This window comes from Boudabousia tangfeifanii, from assembly GCF_001856685.1.
Classification (GTDB): Bacteria; Actinomycetota; Actinomycetes; order Actinomycetales; family Actinomycetaceae; genus Boudabousia; species Boudabousia tangfeifanii.
This window is the reverse complement of the sequence record NZ_CP017812.1, coordinates 1,097,215-1,117,629: the sequence shown is the minus strand read 5'-3', so window position 1 is coordinate 1,117,629 and position 20,415 is coordinate 1,097,215. Positions and strand designations below refer to the sequence as shown.

Genomic DNA, 20,415 nt, shown 5'->3' with positions numbered 1-20,415 from the left:
TTTTATTATGGAGTAATGAGTGATTCAACAAGTACTATTCGGGATCCTGGCAGTGTTGTGCCAGGATCCCGTGTGCGTTCATCCCTACTTCGCTTTAGCTCCCGAAAGCGTACGACCGCACCACAAATTGAACCATTAGTGCGCGCGCTAAAAGCGCACCATCCAAAGGCGGATGTCGCGTTAATCGAACGGGCATACGAAACCGCTGCCAAACTTCACGCCCCTCAGAAACGTAAATCGGGCGAACCATATATCACTCACCCGGTGGCAGTTGCTACCATTTTGGCCGAAATCGGTATGACCTCCACGACGCTAGCGGCAGCCTTGTTGCACGATACCGTGGAAGATACCGACTACACACTTGAAGAACTCACTCGTGATTTCGGTGAAGAGATTGCCCTTCTAGTCGATGGTGTCACCAAGCTTGACAAAGTTAAGTATGGTGAAGCTGCCCAATCAGAAACTGTTCGTAAAATGATTGTGGCCATGTCTCGTGATATTAGAGTATTGGTCATTAAATTGGGAGATCGGCTGCACAATGCTCGCACTTGGAAGTACGTATCGCCAGAATCGGCTAAAAACAAAGCGCGTGAAACGCTAGAAATTTATGCCCCTTTGGCCCACCGACTGGGCATGAATACCATCAAGTACGAGCTAGAAGAACTTGCTTTCAAAACGCTCTACCCAAAGCGTTACGAAGAAATTGATCACTTGGTAGCAGAACGCGCTCCCGAGCGCGAAAAGTATTTGAAAGAAATTATCCACGAGATCGAAGAAGAACTCCGGCAGTGTGCGATTAAAGGTGTGGTCACTGGACGTCCAAAGCACCATTATTCGATTTATCAAAAGATGATTGTTCGGGGACGCGAGTTCAACGAAATCTACGACTTGGTGGCAGTTCGAGTGCTGGTTGAAAACGTGCGTGACTGTTACGCCGTACTCGGTGCTTTGCACGCTAAGTGGCACCCGCTAGCTGGACGTTTTAAAGACTATATCGCAATGCCCAAGTTCAATATGTACCAGTCTCTCCACACCACGGTGGTGGGCCCCGGGGGCAAACCGATTGAAGTTCAGATCCGTACCTTTGATATGCACCGTCGTGCTGAATATGGCGTGGCAGCACACTGGAAATACAAGGAAAATCCCAACGCGACCGGGAAGAAATCGGATGGGAAGGTGGCAGAAGATTCTAGCCAGATGGGTTGGCTCCGCCAACTAGTAGACTGGCAGTCTGAAACTACTGACCCCGAAGAGTTCCTCGATTCGCTTCGTTATGAGATCTCAGGTTCTCAAGTTTACGTGTTCACTCCTAAGGGATCGATTATTGCCTTACCAGAACGAGCTACGCCTTTGGATTTTGCCTACGCGGTCCACACCGAGGTAGGCCACAAAACAATTGGCGCTAAGGTTAATGGCAAGCTCGTCCCGTTAGACCATCGTCTTGAAAACGGCGACAAGGTGGAAATCTTGACTTCGCCATCGCCCAAAGCTGGACCAAGTCAAGACTGGATTAAGATTGTTGCTTCCCCTAGGGCACGCAATAAGATCAAGCAATGGTTCTCGCGTGAACGTCGTGAAGAAGCAATCGAATCTGGCAAGTCAGAGCTGGCTAACGCCATGCGTAAGCAGAATCTGCCGCTTCGTCGCTTGTTGACCCATGAGACGCTACTAGCGGTGGCTACCGACCTCGGTTATGTCGAAGTCTCCGGACTGTATGCTGCAGTGGGAGAACACAATATTTCGGCCGCCAACGTTATTAATCGTCTGTTGGAAATCCATGGGGGAGACGATGGAGCAGAAGAGACTCTCTCTGAGGCGATCGTTCCTACCCAGACTAACCGAACTAGTAACAGCAAACGCCCTAGCGGCAACTGTGGTATTGCGGTTGCCGGTCTGGAAGGCGACGATGTCCTAGTCAAGCTAGCCAAGTGCTGCACGCCAGTTCCAGGAGATAACATCATTGGTTTTATTACTCGTGGAGCAGGTGTCAGCGTGCACCAAACTGATTGTCCGAATGTTACGAACCTATCCGGGGAAGAACAACGCCTCATCGACGTTTCTTGGGTCAAGGATTCGCGAGCTACCTTCGAAGTCCAAATCGAGGTCGAGGCGCTTGACCGCGCGTCACTTTTGGTCGATCTATCCCAAGCGATTTCTGCCTACCATGTAGATATTCGCTCCGGTTCATTCCACTCAACCCCAGATCGAGTGGGCAAGGCACGCTTTACGCTGGAAATGGCTGAAGCGGCTCACTTGAATGCCATTATTGCTGGGTTGCGCAAGGTTCCAGGCGTTTACGACGTGTATCGCGTAAACTCTACCGCTAACAAATCTCACCGGTGATACGACTAATTAGGGCTAACTGTTGCTATCAGCTAGTTGCTTAGTACAGAGCAAAAATGCTGCTGACTACCATTTGGGAGTCAGCAGCATTTAGCTTTAAAAAGTTGTGGGGGTTAGAACCTCGTTCTAACCCCCACAACTAATAGATTAATCAGTCTTCAACCGAAGCATTAACCTGAGCGAGCCAAGCTTCACGAGCCGACTTAGCATTAGTCAATTCTGCGACCTTAGCTTCATCACCTGCAGCCTTTGCGGCCTCGATTTCAGCATCAATCTCAGCAATGAGAGCTTCAAGCTGTTCCTTCATCCCAGCTGCACGAGCCTTGGTTTCAGGATTGGACTTACGCCACTGTTCATTCTCAGCATTGCGGATTGCCTCTTCCACAGCCCGCATACGCTTTTCGATGCGTGCAACATCTGCCCGAGGAACGCGCCCAACTTGTTCCCATTCATCTTGAATAGGGCGAAGAGCGGCTTTAGCGGCGGCAACATCGGTGACTGGCAAAATAGCTTCAGCGCGGGTGAGCAGTGCTTCCTTCTTACTGAGGTTTTCACCAAACTCCTCGTCCATTGCTGAATTAGCAGCATTACGAGCATCGAAGAAACGCTGTTGGGCAGCGCGGAAACGCTCCCACAAGGCGTCGTCGTCTTTACGGGAAGTGCGTCCAGCAGCCTTCCACTTATCCATCAAGCCCCGGAAAGCAGCGCTGGTTGGCCCCCATTGGGTTGAAGTTGAAAGCTCTTCAGCTTCGGCAATCAGCTTTTCCTTAGTAGCCTTTGCTTCCGCCTGACGAGCATCAAGTGCTGAGAAGAACTGGCGACGATGACGGTCAAAGAGAGTACGGGCAGAAGAGAAACGCTTCCAAAGGGCATCTTCCACGCTACGATCCAAACGAGGACCGGCCTTCTGAGCCTGCTTCCATTCATCTAGTAGATTATGGAACTTCTGTGAAGACTGCTTCCACTGAATCCGTTCTGGATCCTGAGCTGCCATAGCTTCAGCAGCTTCAACAATCTTTTCACGACGAGAAAGGGCTTCTTCTTTAGCTTTTGCACGGGCCGCTTTAGCTTCCTGTTTCTTTTGTTCAGCGACCTCGGCCAACGATTCAACCCGAGCGCGAAGAGCTGGCAAATCACCAACGGCGCGAGGCTCGACTAAAGAACGACGCAAAGCATCAATGGTGTGGTCGATGTCTTTAGGGGAGAGGTGAGAAAGTCGGGCGGCGAAAAGATTTACCTGGGCTTCCAGATCCAAGAAACGGCGCACGAAGAGTTCCAAACCATCAGCTGGCACCCCGTCAGGATATTGGCCTACTTGCCGTTCTTGCTCGCCATCGCGAACCCAAACGTTACCGGCATCGTCGATTCTGCCGAAACTTTCAGGTGATGAGGTACTTGCTTGAGTTGCTTGCGAGTTTTCGGATTCGGTATTTGTATTTACTGTCGATTCTGCAGATTCAGCCACGATGTTCCTTTGTTACAGACGGGGTTAAGGCATTTGCCACAACCGTTCACTGGCGCTATTAGAAAACAAGACTCAACCATGGGCCTTGTGTTTCCGCTTACAGTTTATCTGCCTAAGAGTAAAATTCCAAACGAAAGCGAGAATTAATATGACTGAGAAAATACCTAAGCAAAATCGCTGAAATACATCGGTCTAGGTTAAGATAGAAACCATGCAAATCAAACCAATCATTGCCCCAGTTTTAGGTGAAAACTGTTACGTTCTATTTGACCAAAAGGAAGCGGTGGTGATTGACCCCGGTGCCGGGGTAGTCGACCAAGTTAAAAGCTTTATTTCCGAACAGGATCTGCACTTAAATGCGGTAGTGCTAACTCACGGTCATGCGGATCATTGCTGGTCGGCTGGCCATTTTGATGTTCCGGTTTATGTTTCGGAGCCAGATCGTTATCGACTCGACGATCCATTGGGGACGACGAATTCCGGTAATCTTCAGCTTACTCAGGCCTTTGCCCAGTTCCAGCCTTACCAGTTGCCGGAAGAAATTCGCACTTTCTCAGATGCGACTTATGAAGGCGGGGCAGCTTTTGCTCCTGGCATTGTGCTGCGTGCCATTGCCACGCCTGGGCACACCCAAGGCTCCACCATGCTCATGATTGGTGGGGAAGTAACTGATCTGCCTCCTCAGATCTCAGGAGCCCACGAAGACCTTAAAAAGGATTGGCCATTAGTGGTCTTCTCGGGTGACCACATTTTCGCTGGGGGAATCGGTCGTACTGACCTGCCCGGCTCTGACCAGCGGGAGATGTGGCAGTCCTTACGCTTTGTGGCTAACGCCCTCGATCCGCAAGCTCTTTTGTTGCCTGGGCACGGACCGGCAACACTTTGGCGACATGAACTAGCTACAAATCCCTACGTTCGTCAAGCTCGCTCTTTAGGTTAAGGAAGAAACATGGCTAAGAATAACAACACTATTTCTGGTTTTCCTGAATGGCTGCCTCAAGGTAGATTAATCGAAAAGTTTATGTTGCAAACTTTGGAGGAAGTTTTCGCCCTCCACGGTTTCCAAGGAATCGAGACTCGTGCGGTGGAGCCGGTTTCTCGCTTGCTCAGCAAAGGTGAAACTTCTAAAGAGATTTATCTGCTGTCAAGGCTTGCCGCTCGAAACTCGAATGAGACCGAGAGCGATCCGAATAAGCAGTTAGGTTTGCACTTCGACCTTACCGTTCCCTTGGCCCGTTATGTTGAAGAGAACGCGGGTCACCTGACCTTCCCGTTTAAACGATTCCAGATTCAAAAGGTTTGGCGTGGTGAGCGTCCGCAAGAAGGTCGTTTTCGTGAATTCGTTCAGGCCGATATCGATGTTGTAGGTCAAGAAACTTTGCCATTCCATCATGAGGTTGAGCTTCCTCTTGTGATGGGTGAAGTATTCGCTCGGCTCGGTTTACCGCCAGTGGTGATTTGTGCAAATAACCGCAAACTTTTGCAAGGTGTTTGTGAGCAAGCTGGTATCTCGCAGATCGAAGACGCCCTGCGCGGCCTCGATAAGCTGGACAAGATTGGTCCAGAATTAGTAAAGGAAGAACTGCTTAAAGCGGGAATTTCGGCCGAGGGCGCCGACTTGCTGCTAGCAGTAGCAAAGATTTCGACTTCTGATCCACAAGAACTTCGTTCCCAGATTGACGCGTTGGGACTTTCTGGAGAGCTTTTGGAAACGGGTCTTAATGAACTGTGCGAACTATTAACCGAGGGCGAGCGTCAAGCGCCTGGTTTGCTGCGGGCAGAGCTTAAGATCTCGCGTGGTTTGGACTACTACACAGGCACCGTCTATGAGTCATTTATCCAAGGACATGAAGATCTCGGTGCGATTTGTTCTGGTGGTCGTTACGACAACCTTGTCAGTGTGGGCAATAAGAAGTATCCAGGGGTTGGCATGTCTTTGGGCTTAACTCGTCTGCTTTCGCGTATCTTTGCGGCGAACCTGCTTTCCGTCTCACGCCCAACCCCGACTGCGGTACTAGTGGCAGTTAATAATGAGGACTCACGTGGGGAGTCTTTGGCTGTGGCCCAGGCACTTCGTGCTCGTGGAATCGCAACCGAAGTGGCGGAACGTCCTTTGAAGTTCGGTAAACAGATTAAGTATGCCGATCGTCGCGGGATTCCTTTCGTTTGGTTCATTAACGAGGACGGTCACGAAGTTAAGGACATTCGAAGTGGCGAGCAAGTCCCGGCAGACCCAGCTGAATGGTTACCGCCTACCGAGGACCTTTTCCCACAGGTTTTTCCTGCGCAGGCAAATAACTAATCACTCTGAAGAATAAACCAACTTAGGTTAAGGTGTGGAGTATGCAACAAGGTGAATTATTAGCGATGGGACCGGGTTCTCAGTTTCCTCAGCCACCCGAATTGACGGAGCATGGCCCAGCAAGGGTCATTGCTATGTGTAATCAAAAAGGTGGGGTCGGAAAAACTACTTCGACGATCAATGTCGCAGCTGCGTTAGCTGAATATGGTCGTAAGGTACTTATCGTTGATTTTGACCCGCAGGGGGCAGCTTCAGCCGGTTTAGGGATTAATTCCCATGACTTGGATGTCACTATTTATAACCTGTTGATGAATTCGCGACTCTCGGTCAAAGATGTGATTGCTCATACGGCAGTGCCAGGCTTGGACATTGTGCCGGCTAATATCGATCTTTCCGCGGCCGAAGTGCAGTTGGTTAACGAAGTGGCACGTGAGCAGGCATTGGCGCGAGTACTGCGTCCGGTGCTAGACGAATATGATCTAATCATTATTGATTGTCAGCCTTCCTTGGGCCTCTTGACGGTAAATGCCTTGACTGCAGCGCATGGGGTTGTCATTCCTTTGGAAGCTGAGTTCTTTGCACTTCGTGGTGTGGCTCTATTAGTTGAAACCATTGACAAGGTTAAGGATCGACTCAATCCGCGATTGAAGATTGATGGCATCTTAGCAACTATGGTGGATACTCGAACCTTGCATTCTCGCGAGGTGTTAGAACGCCTGCAGGAAGCCTTTGGAGAACAAGTCTACGAAACTCAAATCCGTCGGACAGTTAAATTCCCAGATGCTTCTGTGGCCACTGAGCCGATTACCACGTATGCGTCATCCCACCCTGGCGCGCAAGCTTATCGGCAGCTAGCTCGCGAGATGATTGCACGCGGCGATGTAGCGTAGGAAACTAGAAGCTAGGCGCCACATTAGATCTTTTTTCAAGAACTAGTAGTGGCCTGTTCGCTAACTATTTAATGCTTACTAGCATTAACCCAAACTAAATCTAAGGAAATAATCGTGAGTGATGATGATCAGTACCGCCCAGATGGCGTCAGACTGCAAAAAGTTATGGCTGCCGCTGGAGTTGGTTCACGCCGTGCCTGTGAAGAGCTCATAGCTCGAGGAAAAGTCCGGGTAAATGGCAAACGCGTGACCCAACTTGGGCTTCGGATCGATCCGACCTCGGCCATCATTCATGTGCGTGGTCAACGAATTTTCCTTGATGACAAGCATCTGACAGTGGTTTTGCACAAGCCGGTCGGGGTGGTTTCTACTATGTCGGATCCCGAGGGTCGCCCTTGTCTTGCCGATTACGTTACTGAGTATGAAACCCGTTTGTTCCACGTGGGGCGTCTTGACACCGATACTTCGGGACTAATCGTGATGACCAATGATGGGGAACTAGCTAATCGCTTAGCCCATCCCAGATGGGAAGTGCCCAAAACTTATGTCGCTACGGTGTCGGGAGAAGTGCCACGCGGCCTCGGGCAAAAACTTAAGAGCGGTATTCAGCTAGAAGATGGTCTAGTTTCCGTTGATAATTTCGTGGTCAAAGCAGTAAACCAAGATCGTTCGGTGGTTGAGCTGACTTTGCACTCGGGAAAGAATCGTGTGGTCCGACGTATGCTAGACGAGGTCGGTCATCCGGTTCAATCTTTGGTGCGAACTCGTTTCGGCACCCTATTTTTGGGACATATGCGACCCGGCACGGTTCGTCGTCTAGAAAATGAGCAACTTGCCCAACTAATGCGAATGGTCGAACTGTGAAACCAACTTTGATGCCGGCAGTAGCGGCTACCAAAGGTCCAGTTTTGGTAGTTGGGACGGGTTTAATTGGTACTTCGATTGCTCTGGCTTTAACGCGCCTTAATGTGCCAGTTTGGCTACAAGATTTGTCACCGACTGCGCAAGCTCTTGCTGCAGATATGGGGGCAGGTTCAATTTATCAAGGCGATGATACACCGAGCCTAGTGATTGTGGCTACTGGCCCAGATGTGACGGCAAAGGTTGTCTGTGATTGTCTGGACCGTTTTCCTAATGCGATCGTAACCGATGTAGCTTCGGTTAAAGAAGCAGTTGTTGCTAAGGTCGAAGATCATCCTCAGGCTAGTCGATATGTTGGTTCTCATCCCATGGCAGGTCGCGAGGTAGCTGGGCCAGCTGCGGCGGATGCAGATTTGTTCCAGGGGCGTCCTTGGGTTTGTGTCCCCACTGAGGCAAGCTCACCGACAGCCTTCTTGGCGGTGCGTGAACTAGCAACAGATGTAGGTGCGATTGTGTCGCAGTTGCCAGCAAAAGAGCATGATCAGGCGGTTGCCTTGGTTTCACATGTGCCACAGTTGGTCTCATCTGCCTTAGCGGCTAGGTTGGCTCAGGCCGCCCCAAATGCCTTGTCTTTAGCTGGGGGAGGGCTTCGAGATACAACTCGAATCGCTGCATCTGACCCACGTCTTTGGACTGCCATTTTGGGGCAAAATGCGAAGTCCGTGGCATCGGTTTTAGGTCCTTTAGTCGCTGATTTAAATCAACTGTTGTCAGCTTTCCAAGCTTCCGAAGAAGCCACCGTTGCCTTGCCCCCGGGTCTTTTGGGAGCAATCAATCAGGTTATGCTGGCGGGTAATGAAGGGGTCAAACGGATTCCTGGAAAGCACGGCGATTCGCCGATTCAGTTAGCCGAGGTCGGGGTCCTAGTTCCAGATAAACCGGGTGAACTTGGACGACTTTTTGCCGAGGTCGGTGACGCCGGGATTAATATCGAAGACTTGCGAATTGAACATTCGGTGGGGCAACAAGTTGGTCTAGTTTGGCTTTCGGTGGCACCGGTAACCGCACAGGTTTTAAGCGACTTTTTGACCAATCAAAACTGGCGAGTAGTTTTAGCCTAGATCGAGAAAAAGAGGGATTTAAATGGAATTTAGCCCTGAGTTTCAGGATTTGCCTAAGCAACTTGAAAGTCAACCGTTGGCTATTGTGCTTGATGGACCAGCTGGTTCTGGTAAATCTACGGTAGCGAAGGAAGTTGCCGATTTCTTAGGCGCTCAGTATTTGGATACGGGGGCCATGTATCGGGCAGCGACAGTTCGACTTTTGGAATTGGGAGTTGAGCTTAGCGACCAGCCACTAGTTGCGCAGCAGGTGGCAGAAATGGTGTTTTCGCCCTCGACTAATCCTCTAAGCGAGCAGATTTTGGTTGATGGTACTGATGTCTCGGGGCAAATCCGTCTACCGGAAATCTCTGAAGTCGTTTCAAAAGTAGCTACAAATTTGTCAGTGCGAGCAACATTGGTTGAAAAGCAACGAGCAATTATTGATCAAGCAGTTGCCTCGGGTTTTCCGGTAGTTGCTGAGGGCCGAGATCTGACTACGGTCGTGGCCCCACACGCACAGGTGAGAGCAATCATTACTGCCAGTGAAGAAGTGCGCTTAGCTCGTCGTGGAAAGCAAATACCTGGACAAGATGCGGCAAAGTTGGCTGATCAGGTGCTTCGTCGAGATCGAGATGATGCCACAGTTTCTAACTTCACGTCCCCAGCTGATGGGGTAGTGGTAGTTGATACTACTGATCTCACCCTCGAGGAGTCGGTCGAATCAGTGCTGGCACTAGTCGCAAATTGGGTTAATACGCCAAAATAGAAAATAACCCGTAAACTGTTGCTTTAGCCTAGAGGCAAAGAGGGGAAGAAAATGGAAAAGGAAGCAGAATTCGAATTTACTGCTGATTCAGAGCTCGATTACGATTTACTCGAGCCCCGGGAAGTTGACTTTGAAGGTGACGAAGTTGAGGCACAGAAGGCTGAAGCTTTGCGGGCTGGCTTGGCAGACTTTGAACTAGATGAAGAAGACCTCCAGATTCTGAACCAAGAGTTTGCCGCGCCGGAAAGTGAAGATAGCGGCGGCTGGCCTGTGCTTGCGGTGGTAGGACGCCCAAACGTTGGTAAGTCCACGTTGGTTAACCGTATTTTGGGTCGGCGTGAAGCTGTTGTCCAAGATACTCCTGGCGTTACTCGCGACCGTGTTTCATACCCAGCACAATGGGCCGGTAAGAATTTCACCTTGGTCGATACCGGTGGCTGGGAAGTTGATGTTAAGGGACTCGATCGTGAAGTCGCCGCGCAAGCGGAAGCAGCAATCGATCGAGCCGATGCAGTTCTTTTCGTAGTTGATGCTCGAGTGGGTGCGACTGCAACCGACGAACGGGTAGTAAAGCTACTGCGTTCTAAGGGTAAGCCAGTAATCCTAGCAGCTAACAAAGTCGATTCAGATGTTTTAGAAGCTGAGGCTGCTAGCCTTTGGTCCCTCGGGCTAGGACAGCCATTCCCCATTTCAGCTCTACATGGCCGTGGTGCGGGTGATCTACTAGATGAGGTTCTACGAGTATTACCAGAAGAATCTGCTGTGGAAGGACGTCTTAAGCGAGATGGCATCCACCGGGTAGCACTATTAGGCCGACCTAATGTGGGTAAGTCCTCCTTACTAAATGCTCTAGCTAAAGAAACTCGAGTAGTGGTTAATGAGCTAGCTGGCACTACTCGTGACCCAGTCGATGAAATGATTGAACTTGATGGACAACCCTGGTGGTTCGTCGATACTGCAGGGATTCGTCGCAGAATGTATAAGTCGATTGGGGCTGACTATTATGCGTCGCTAAGAACCCAGTCAGCGTTGGAAAAAGCTGAAGTGGCAATGGTTTTGCTTGATGCTTCAGAGGAAATGTCTGACCAAGACGTACGAATTATCCAACAAGTGATTGAAGCTGGTCGAGCGCTGGTGATTGTTAACAACAAGTGGGATTTGGTTGACGAATATCGGCAAAAAGAACTGAAAGGCGAACAAGAACGCGCTCTTGTGCAGTTGGGATGGGCACCTAAAATTAATGTGGCTGCTAAGACTACCTGGCATACGAACCGGATTTCTCGTGCGCTTAATGCGGCTCTCGAAGGATGGCAGACCCGTATTTCCACTGGTCGCTTAAACGGCTTCCTTGGAGAACTTGTTGCAGCGAACCCGCACCCACTGCGAGGCGGAAAACAACCCCGAATTCTCTTTGCCACCCAGGTTTCTACCTGTCCACCAAGAATCGTTATTTTTACCACCGGTTTCTTGGATCCAGCTTATCGTCGTTTTATCGAACGACGGTTGCGTGAAGAGTTCGGTTTCGTTGGTACTCCTATTCGAATTTCGGTTCGAGTTCGAGAGAAACGACGCCGATAAGTCTGATTTGCGTTAAGTAACTCGAACAGTTAACATATTCGAGTTGCTTGCCCAAGCAGGCACGGGCTGTGGCGCAGTTTGGTAGCGCACTTGACTGGGGGTCAAGGGGTCGCAGGTTCAAATCCTGTCAGCCCGACTAGATTTCGTTGGAATCACAACGAAAAGTCAAAGTTTAACGGTAGTGCAAAATCGTTGAAAATAGCTCAGGTAACCTTAGAAGTACCCTTGAGCTAGATAAAAGTTGGGGCACCCAAACAAACAAACTGTTTGGGTGCCCCAACTTTTGTTAATTCAGAGTTTGTTCATGCTAAAACCGAGAAACGAAAAAATTGCGAAAATTGGTGGCTTGGGAAGTTTGTTTTCGCGCTTTATCCGAGTAAACTTATTACGTGACTTTAACGAGAATAGAAGCAAAACAACGTTCCGCCAGCCTTAAAATTGACAACTACCAGATTGATTTAGATCTTTCAGGGGCGAAGACCGAAAAGACTTTCCGATCTGTCTCGACGGTGGAGTTTAGTTCATCGGATGTTGCCACGTTTATTGATTTGGTAGCTGAACGAATCAATTCGATAGAGTTGAACGGTGAACAGGTTGATCCTACCTATGAAGACGGTAAAATCTTCCTCGAAAATTTGAAGGCCGATGAGGCTAACACCCTAACTATTGATGCTCAGTGCTGGTATTCGCGTACCGGTGAAGGTTTGCATCGGTTTATCGACGAAGCGGATAATAATAAACACTATCTCTACACTCAGTATGAGCCGTTTGATGCGCACCGAGTCTACGCCTGCTTCGACCAGCCTGATCTAAAAGCGGTATGGAATTTCCAGATTACTGCCCCAACTGGTTGGGTAGTGCTTTCCAATGGGGTAGAAACCTCGGCTGTTGAAAAGGGCAAGGTTACCACCCGATCTTTTGCTCCAACTAAGCCACTTTCTAGCTATATCACCTGCGTAATTGCTGGTGAATATGCCAAGGTGCCAGGCGGCACTTGGACCCGGGAAGCCCAGGGCGAAATCCCAGCACAAGCTATTGATTTGGCCTTGTATTGTCGACAGTCTTTGCTACCTGATTTTGACACAGATGATGTATTCAAGGTTACTCGCCAAGGTTTCGATTTCTTCGCCGAGCACTATCAATACCCTTATCCTTGGGGTAAGTACGATCAGGTATATGTGCCAGAATACAATCTTGGTGCAATGGAAAACCCCGGCTGTGTAACCTTTAACGAGCGCTTCATTGTCTCTGGTGGGCCATCGTGGAACCAACGCGGTGGGCGCGCCAACACGACATTGCACGAAATGTGCCATATGTGGTTTGGTGATTTAGTTACTCCCGCGTGGTGGGATGATCTATGGTTAAAAGAATCCTTTGCGGATCACCAAGGTACTTTCGCCCAAGGAGCTGCAACTATTTACCAGGACGCTTGGGTTAAGTTTGCGATTGCTCGTAAGGGTTGGGCATATATTCAAGATCAATATCCGACTACTCACCCGATTATGGCTGATATTGTCGATCTTGACGCTGCCAAGCAAAATTTTGATGGCATTACTTATGCCAAGGGTGCCGCAGTCTTGAAACAACTGGTGCGTTATGTTGGGGAAGATAACTTCTTCGCTGGAGCCCGGAACTATTTCGAAGCTAATGCCTTTGGAGCAACTTCATTCGTTGACTTAATCTCGGCTTTGGAATCAGTTTGTGAAAAAGATCTGCAGTCTTGGGTAGATAGTTGGCTGAAGACAACAGGCCCTTCAGTTATTTCTGCCGAGGTCGAAGACTCCCAAGAGTCAGTTGACGTCGTCACTTTCCATCAGGAAAATGCGCAAGATCCGCAAGTAGTTCGTCCACATCGCTTTACTTTAGCTAGGTACCAAGAAGACCAAGGCAAGTTGGTTCTTTTGGATCAGACAGACGTCACCTTAGAATCAGAAACTCTAGCTATTGAGCTGCCTAAAGCGAATGGTAAATGTTTGCTGGTCCCTAATGCTGATGATGCGACTTATGCCGTGATTCGTCTTGATGCTTCTTCACGCGAAATGGCACTAAAGCATGTTAGTGAAGTGCCTGACGACTTGGTCAGAGCAGTTATTTGGCAAGCGTTGTGGATGGAGGTGCGCGATGGCTTGATGCCAGCAGCTGACTTTGTTTCTGCAGTAATTTCTCAGCTTCCTAACGAAAGCGCCGATGTTCTAGCTGAGACTACGTTGCATCAAGCACAGACGGCAATTAGTTCATATGTTCCAGGAAGTAAAACTCGTCAACTGGCAGTTGCACTAGCTAAGCTAGCGCAGACGCAAGTTGAACAGGCGAGTACGCTGGATCGTCAACGTGCATGGGCAGAGATTTTTGCTGGCATCCTACCTTTCACCGAAGACGATTTCACTCAAACGCAGATTGATCATTTGCTGCAAAATGATGTGATGACTAAGCAACATAAATGGGATTTGCTTACTGGGGGAGCAGCCGCCGGCATCTATTCAGCTGAAGACATTTCCCAACGAGCTGATTTCGATTCATCGTCTTCCGCGAGGGTAGAAAAAGATCGGGCGCTCGCCGCGGTTCCCGACTTGGTGACCAAGGAACAGTTCTGGAACAAGGTAATAACCGAAGAGGTCTCAAATGAGTATCTGACTAGAGTATTGTCAGGTCTGAACCAAAGCGCACAAAGTAACTTACTGACTCCTTGGATTGAGAAGTTCTTTGAGACTGCACTCCCATTCTGGCAAGACAATACGATTGGGATGGGAACCCGATTTATTAGCGCCGCAGCACCGCATGCGCCACGTTTGCTCCCTGGTCAAGAACCAAGTGAACATCCGGTTGTGCTTAAATGCGAAAAATGGTTGGTTGACAATCCACAAGCGCCACATGCTTTGCGGCGTCTACTAACTGAGCTACATGATGATCTGTTGCGGGCACTTCGCGCCCAAGCTAACGCCTAAGGTTAGTTAATGCGAAACTTTTTGACCTGGCAGTCCTCTGGGAAACCTCGGAGGACTGCCAGTCAAATTAAAGATTCTCAGCATTTAGCGGAGCAGGATCTTTTAGGAAAGATCTTTTCGGATCCTTTGGAACATGGTTATGAAGCCATGGCCGCAGTACCGAAAGAGAATCAAAAGCCCTTAAATATCGCCCAAAAGCTAGCAGTTATTGTCTTGACCGCACTGTTAGTCGCGGCCTCGATTTGGTCAATTCGCGATTTGAATTTCCAAACTAGTAGTTTTTCAGATCCGCTTGCGCCGCTACGGTCCCAAGTTGAGAATCGGCAAAACGAAGTCGAAAAACAGCTATTACAGAACGAGAAACTACAAGCCGAAATCGCTAAGCTTTCGGAAAAAGAATTTCCGCAAGCAAGCGTGAAATCAGAAGAACTTTTAGCTGCAGCTGCGGCTCCCGTTTCTGGACCGGGAATCGTGCTGACCTTGACTGATCCTAAGGGTATTGGCGGACAAGCTGAAGAGAATCTAGTTCAAGATCGAGATTTGCAAGAAATAATCAATGCCCTCTGGGCTAACGGTGCCCAAGCCATTAGCCTGAACGGCTTCCGGATCGGTCCGCAAAGTGCGGTACGCGCGGCAGGTAGCTCGGTACTAGTAAATCTGCAATCCGTGAAAAGCCCTTATGCCCTTACCGTGATTGGGGACCCTACCAAGCTTCGCAATGCCTTGAGAGAAGGACCAATGGCATACTATTTGAAAGTTTTGGCCGATAAATACTCTATCGGTTCCAATATTAGCGTTCGGGATGAACTCGTTATGCCAGCTATGCCGTATCATCCACTTGCATCAAAGACTTTGCCGGAAGAAAATACTGATGAGCAGAAATAAACGAGAGGACTAACTTTGTTAGCAGTCATTGGCTTAGCAATCGGCCTGGTTCTAGGTTTCGTCCTCGACCCTTCAATTCCAATCTGGTTACAGCCGTATCTCCCAATTATGGTGGTGGCTTCGCTAGACGCACTACTAGGTGCGATTCGCGCTTATCTAGATGGAGACTTCTCCGACCGGATTTTTATTGTTTCCTTCATCTGGAATATTTTGCTGGCATCGTTCCTAGTATTTATTGGCGACAAGTTAGGTGTGGGCTCGCAAATGACCATGGCTGTTGTGGTCGTCTTCGGTATCCGTATTTTCTCGAATGCGGCGGCCCTTCGTCGTTACGTATTTGACGGGTAGCCATGAAAAATAAGAACTTATCTCGTTTATTGACTAGATTCCGAGATCTACTTCAAGCGCCGATAACTATTTCTCACGTTCTTGTCGGTTTACTTATGGTACTTTTCGGTTTTGCGATTGCTACTCAGTTTGTGGCAAGCGAATCGACTGGGCTCGATCGACTCAGTGAAACACAACTGATTCAGCTGCTTGATGAACTCAGGTCACGAGAAGCTAAGTTGACCGGAGAACAAGCAGATCTTGAACAGCAGCTGCGCCAGTTAAAATCTGCGGCCACATCGCAAGAAGAGGCTCAAAAAGCGGCTGAAGCCCGTCAAAACTCAATTGCCATTCTTTCGGGTTCAACGCCGGTAAAGGGTAATGGGGTAACCGCGACAATCACGGACCCCAAACGGGCTATCCCCGCGGGCACGATAGTGAACTTGCTAGGGGAGTTGCGCAACGCAGGAGCGGAGGCAATCGATATCTCGGGACAGCGAGTTGTGGCCTCTTCTTCGGTCTCTAAGAAAGGTGACAGTTTGTTGATTGATGGTCAGCAAATTGCTCCCCCTTATCGCTTAACGGCCTTGGGAGATCCCTCTGTGTTGAGCGTTGCGCTCAATATTCCAGGTGGCGCAGTTTCAAGACTAAAAAGTTACGGAGCAAGGGTAACTATTACCTCGTCTCCTAACTTGACGATTGATTCCTTTATTACTCCCAAGCCCTCTCAATGGGCCCAAATCGTGAGAGATAATTAAATAATCACCCTTCAGCCTAGCCACAAAAACATTTTTCAAGGTATCATTACCACATTAAAGACTTAACGAGGATTTACCTCAAAGGAAGGTACTAACATGAGCGAAAATACTTTCGACCCTACTTCCACCTCACTTTTTGGGCCGAGCTTAAACCCAGTGGAAGCGACTGACACTCCGCTCACTACCTACCCTTTGAATGAAGAAAATGCCGCAGCGGTGGCTGCTCTACCACCTGCAACTGCTTTGCTAATTGTGCGTCGTGGACCTAATGCTGGGGCACGTTTCTTGCTCGATACCGCCTCTACTTCGGTAGGTCGACACACCAGTTCAGATATTTTCCTCGATGATGTCACTGTTTCGCGTCGTCATGCTGAATTTGTACAGACTAGCGAAGGTGGCTATCTAGTTCGTGACGCTGGCAGCCTTAATGGCACCTATGTCAATCGTGAACGGGTTGAACAGATCGACTTAAGAGAAGGCGACGAAGTTCAAATTGGCAAGTTCCGGATGAGCTATCACCCATCACGTCAGGGCTGATAAATATGGCCGCAGTGGCAAAATCAGCAAAAGATAACTCTGCCGAAAACCACGTACCATGGCCGCAAAATGCGGATCGCACACCTCGTTTTTCGATCGGTCAGGTGACGGCTAGGCTTCAAAACGAGTTTCCTTCGCTTACGCAGTCCAAGATTCGGTATATCGAAGATACCGGAGTTTTTGAAGCTACTCGTAGCGCAGGTGGGATTCGCAAGTTCTCAGAAGCTAATATTGAGCGAATTCGATACTACTTAGTTGCGCAACGGGATTCATATCTTCCGGTCGATGCGATTTTAGCCAACCTAGAAAAGCTTGACCAGGGCGAAAGCGTCGAGGTGACTCCGGTTGCCCGAATTGTCTCGAATGAAGGAATGGCAATCGAACCGTTGGAAGGTTCAGAAATTACCCGTCGCGATCTTGAGGACTTCACTGGTGCCCATCCTGAGGAAATTGATGAATTAATTTCTGTGGGCGTTTTGCAACCTAATGTGAAGAACCGATTCCCAGCGAGTGCAGTTAAGGCGGTACGCCTTTCTCGGATGCTTTCTGAGGCCGGGATTACCTATCGACGGATGCGTCCACTAACAACTTTCGCTTCCCGAATTAGCCAGCTTGCTGCCGAAGCTACCCAGGTTGATCGTGCTAAAGGTTCGGTGGCACACCAGCGACGTCTAACCAAGGCTAATGATATTGCGAAAGTAGCTGCTGAATTAGCACATGTTTTGACTCGCCAGGATATCGATCGAAACCTCTAACCAAAGTGCTCCACCTCTCAAATCTGGGGATATCTGGTAACATTTTGGCTTAGAAAGGTAACAACTTTATTTCAACCTCAACTTTAAGTTTAAAGTCGGGGTGTTGATAGTTGACCAGCAAGCTAAATCCCTCTAGGTTATTCTTGTTACGTTCCCAGAAAACAGGAGATAATCATGGAAGCACCTGCAAATGACGCTTCAGCAAAAGGCACCCAAGGGATGCTTTTTGGTGATGTGCTAGCTTCGCTTGATGAAACCACCGGCTTTCGCGGTCCGGTTGCTTGCCGCGCAGTAGGTATTACATACCGCCAGTTGGACTATTGGTCGCGCTCGGGTCTGGTGGAACCTTCCATCCGTGATGCGAAGGGCTCAGGCTCCCAACGACTTTATTCTTTCCGGGATATCTTGGTTCTAAAGATTGTGAAACGTCTTTTGGATTCTGGCGTTTCATTGCAACAGATCCGCTCCGCGATTAACGAATTAGCCAATCGGGGAGTAGAAGACCTAACAGGGATTACCCTGATGAGTGATGGCGCCTCGGTTTATCTTTGCACTTCGAATGATGAGGTTATCGACTTGGTGCAGGGCGGTCAGGGCGTTTTTGGGATTGCCATCGGACGCGTTTGGTCCGAAGTGGAAGGCACTCTTTCTACTTTGCCGATTGAACATGCCAAGAGTGGGGTAGCGGCTGGACATGACGAACTGGCTGCTCGACGACGAGCTAAGCGCGACGCTTCCTAAAGTTTTTAGAGATAAGTTGGGCGGTTGACTCCTTTGCAGGTGAGTCAACCGCCCAACTTATTTTAATCTGAGAGTCAATCTGCCATTTACTCTAGCGCTTCAAACTTTCGTGACCAAGAAGTACCAACTGGATCCGCATCGGCCAAAATGTCGCCATAACGATCCAATGTGATTTCGTTGATCTGGGTTAAAGCTCCAGCTAGTTCGATACTTGGCGCATTTTCGATTCGACGCGCGCCCATTTCCGCAATGTCGGCAAAAGTCATTGACGGGGTCAAGCGAGCCACGAATGGGAAGCCAAAGCGTTCTTCATAGGCATCACAGAGTTCGCGTAACTTGGCTTCTTTTTCTGCTTCATGCTGGCCGAGGGCGAGAGAGCCACGGTCTTTAGAAATCTGTGCCGCATCTTCAGGGCTTGAGAACAGAAGGTCAGCCATCGAAGGATAATCTTGCACTAAAGCAATTTGCTCTTCTGGGCTTCCTGCTGCAATGGCTTGCTGTAGGCGCTGGGAAAGTTCACGTGAGTCCATGAACGGTCCAGAGTCTGCCACCCGCTCTAAGGGCCAAGTAACTTGGTTAAATAGGGGAGAGAGGGCAGCAATGAAGCTAGCCCGATCTAGTTTATTTAGTTCTTCTAGGCTAATCGGACCATTCGGAGTTAGCGCCACTTGAGAGCGATTACGCAAGGACGGAATGTGGTTGAAAATCAGGTTGAGTACGATGGCTGAAATCGATCCCAAGGTGATTCCAGAGGCGAAAAGAATAGTGGCCCAAGAAGGAAGTACCTGAGAAATACCAGGACGCAAGGTTACTAGCATCGCTAGCCCCAGTGAGGTGGAGACAATTACAGCGTTTTTATCTTCGCGCATATTGACTCGAGAGAGCTGTTGGATCCCCACGATTGCCACATTGGCGAACATAGCAATGGAAGCACCACCGAGCACTGAGTGGGGGATTGCCGCGACAATGGCACCAGCCTTGGGAAGCAGCCCTAGGATGATCATAATGCCACCAGCGGCGGCTACTACCCAGCGAGAAGTAACGCGAGTTAGACGAACCAAACCAACGTTTTGGGCGAAACAGGTGTATGGGAAGGAGTTTAGAATGCCACCAAGCATGGTGGAGATGCCATCTGCCCGCAAAGCAGCAGTGATGTCGTCTGCGGTAATCCGCTTATCGACGACTTCACCTGCGGCAAAAACGTCACCAGTGGTTTCTACCATGGTGATTGCCATGACGATAATCATGGAAACTGATCCCATTAATGAGAAGGCTGGCCAGCCAAAATAAAATGGAGTAGTTACGCCTAGCCAGGGGGATTGGCCCACTTGTGAAAAGTCAGTGTGTCCGAGGGCGAGTGCCACACCCGTACCAGCAACTAGACCAATCAATACTGAAATGGTCGACATGAAGCCACGGAAAATACGCTGCACTAAAATGATTAAAAATAAAGTCCCCATCGCATAGGCAATATTTTGCCCGGTGGGGACTTCGGTTGGATTCTGACCGGCAATATCGCCAGCTGAAACTGAAATCAAGGTGACGCCCATGATTGTTAGGACAGTACCGGTGACAACTGGTGGGAAGAACCGGATTAACTTGGCAAAATAAGGAGCTGCCAACAAGGTAAAGAGGCCAGCAACAATAATGGAGCCATAGATTTGGGGAAGACCGGCATTACCGCCACCATTTGCCAAACCAATAGCAATAATAGGAGAAACCGCGGTAAAGGTAACACCTTGAATCAAGGGGAGTCGCACGCCAACTTTCCAGAAGCCGACGGATTGGATGATAGTGGCGATACCACAAGTGAAAAGGTCAGCATTAATTAAGTGGATGGTAGTTTGGGCATCCAAATTTAACGCTTGGGAAATAACTAGTGGAACAATCACGGCGCCAGCATAGAAAGCTAGCACGTGCTGAATGGATAGAATTGCTAATTGCCCGGCAGGTGGGACCTGATCGACCGGGTGGACACTGGTTCGTTTCACGATAAACCTTCAGTAGTCGGTGCTTACGGGAATAACCTAATACCAATGTGCTACTTTAACAACCGCAAACGGCATTAGCGCGCGGATAAGTCCAAGTGTAGTTAATCTCAGAGAATCATTTAGACCCCTTAAAGGGGAGTAAGGAATGGCGGAAACACTCATAAGTAC

Annotated in this window: 17 protein-coding genes and 1 tRNA gene; 16 read left to right on the top strand and 2 right to left on the bottom strand. The window is 49.2% G+C overall.

Annotation, left to right across the window (positions count from 1 at the left end; all coding sequences use genetic code 11):
- Window positions 1-15 precede the first annotated feature (15 nt).
- Window positions 16-2,343, top strand: a complete 2,328-nt coding sequence (locus BK816_RS04520) for a RelA/SpoT family protein (RefSeq protein ID WP_071164116.1) — start codon at window positions 16-18, stop codon at window positions 2,341-2,343.
- A gap of 151 nt (window positions 2,344-2,494) precedes the next feature.
- On the opposite strand, the gene BK816_RS04515 is transcribed toward BK816_RS04520, so the two are convergent.
- Window positions 2,495-3,808 (bottom strand): DUF349 domain-containing protein, encoded by a 1,314-nt coding sequence (locus BK816_RS04515; protein ID WP_071164115.1) that lies wholly within the window; start codon window positions 3,806-3,808, stop codon window positions 2,495-2,497.
- Window positions 3,809-4,019: 211 nt separating this feature from the next.
- On the opposite strand from BK816_RS04515, the gene BK816_RS04510 reads away from it, so the two are divergent.
- The 15 genes from BK816_RS04510 (at window position 4,020) to BK816_RS04440 (ending at window position 18,256) form a co-directional block, all read left to right on the top strand.
- Complete coding sequence (locus BK816_RS04510) at window positions 4,020-4,748, top strand: MBL fold metallo-hydrolase (RefSeq protein WP_071164114.1); 729 nt, start codon at window positions 4,020-4,022, stop codon at window positions 4,746-4,748.
- Between the two features lie 9 nt (window positions 4,749-4,757).
- The gene (gene hisS / locus BK816_RS04505) at window positions 4,758-6,110 is read left to right on the top strand and encodes a histidine--tRNA ligase (RefSeq protein WP_071164113.1); all 1,353 of its coding nucleotides are present in this window, start codon (window positions 4,758-4,760) and stop codon (window positions 6,108-6,110) included.
- 41 nt (window positions 6,111-6,151) lie between these two features.
- The gene (locus BK816_RS04500; protein WP_071164112.1) at window positions 6,152-7,000 is read left to right on the top strand and encodes a ParA family protein; all 849 of its coding nucleotides are present in this window, start codon (window positions 6,152-6,154) and stop codon (window positions 6,998-7,000) included.
- A 114-nt stretch (window positions 7,001-7,114) separates the two neighbouring features.
- A complete protein-coding gene (locus BK816_RS04495) occupies window positions 7,115-7,864 on the top strand; it encodes a pseudouridine synthase (RefSeq protein ID WP_083379070.1) in 750 nt (249 codons plus the stop codon).
- A gap of 11 nt (window positions 7,865-7,875) precedes the next feature.
- Complete coding sequence (locus tag BK816_RS04490) at window positions 7,876-8,982, top strand: prephenate dehydrogenase (protein ID WP_071164930.1); 1,107 nt, start codon at window positions 7,876-7,878, stop codon at window positions 8,980-8,982.
- 22 nt (window positions 8,983-9,004) lie between these two features.
- On the top strand, window positions 9,005-9,730 hold the full coding sequence (gene cmk / locus BK816_RS09645; protein WP_071164111.1) for a (d)CMP kinase: 726 nt from the start codon (window positions 9,005-9,007) through the stop codon (window positions 9,728-9,730).
- A 51-nt stretch (window positions 9,731-9,781) separates the two neighbouring features.
- The gene (gene der, locus BK816_RS04480) at window positions 9,782-11,308 is read left to right on the top strand and encodes a ribosome biogenesis GTPase Der (protein ID WP_071164110.1); all 1,527 of its coding nucleotides are present in this window, start codon (window positions 9,782-9,784) and stop codon (window positions 11,306-11,308) included.
- Between the two features lie 62 nt (window positions 11,309-11,370).
- Window positions 11,371-11,444 (top strand) — tRNA-Pro (locus tag BK816_RS04475).
- 253 nt (window positions 11,445-11,697) lie between these two features.
- Complete coding sequence (pepN, locus tag BK816_RS04470; protein ID WP_071164109.1) at window positions 11,698-14,253, top strand: aminopeptidase N; 2,556 nt, start codon at window positions 11,698-11,700, stop codon at window positions 14,251-14,253.
- A 9-nt stretch (window positions 14,254-14,262) separates the two neighbouring features.
- On the top strand, window positions 14,263-15,138 hold the full coding sequence (locus BK816_RS04465; RefSeq protein WP_071164108.1) for a DUF881 domain-containing protein: 876 nt from the start codon (window positions 14,263-14,265) through the stop codon (window positions 15,136-15,138).
- Window positions 15,139-15,153: 15 nt separating this feature from the next.
- Window positions 15,154-15,486 (top strand): small basic family protein, encoded by a 333-nt coding sequence (locus BK816_RS04460; protein WP_071164107.1) that lies wholly within the window; start codon window positions 15,154-15,156, stop codon window positions 15,484-15,486.
- Window positions 15,487-15,488: 2 nt separating this feature from the next.
- Window positions 15,489-16,223, top strand: coding sequence for a DUF881 domain-containing protein (locus tag BK816_RS04455; RefSeq protein WP_083379069.1), 735 nt, complete (start codon window positions 15,489-15,491; stop codon window positions 16,221-16,223).
- Between the two features lie 96 nt (window positions 16,224-16,319).
- A complete protein-coding gene (locus BK816_RS04450) occupies window positions 16,320-16,760 on the top strand; it encodes an FHA domain-containing protein (RefSeq protein WP_071164105.1) in 441 nt (146 codons plus the stop codon).
- A 14-nt stretch (window positions 16,761-16,774) separates the two neighbouring features.
- A complete protein-coding gene (ftsR, locus tag BK816_RS04445; RefSeq protein ID WP_156981991.1) occupies window positions 16,775-17,515 on the top strand; it encodes a transcriptional regulator FtsR in 741 nt (246 codons plus the stop codon).
- Window positions 17,516-17,734: 219 nt separating this feature from the next.
- Complete coding sequence (locus BK816_RS04440; protein WP_071164929.1) at window positions 17,735-18,256, top strand: MerR family transcriptional regulator; 522 nt, start codon at window positions 17,735-17,737, stop codon at window positions 18,254-18,256.
- An 86-nt stretch (window positions 18,257-18,342) separates the two neighbouring features.
- Here the strand turns inward: BK816_RS04440 and BK816_RS04435 are convergent, their stop codons facing one another.
- A complete protein-coding gene (locus BK816_RS04435; protein ID WP_071164103.1) occupies window positions 18,343-20,247 on the bottom strand; it encodes a solute carrier family 23 protein in 1,905 nt (634 codons plus the stop codon).
- Window positions 20,248-20,415: the final 168 nt, after the last annotated feature.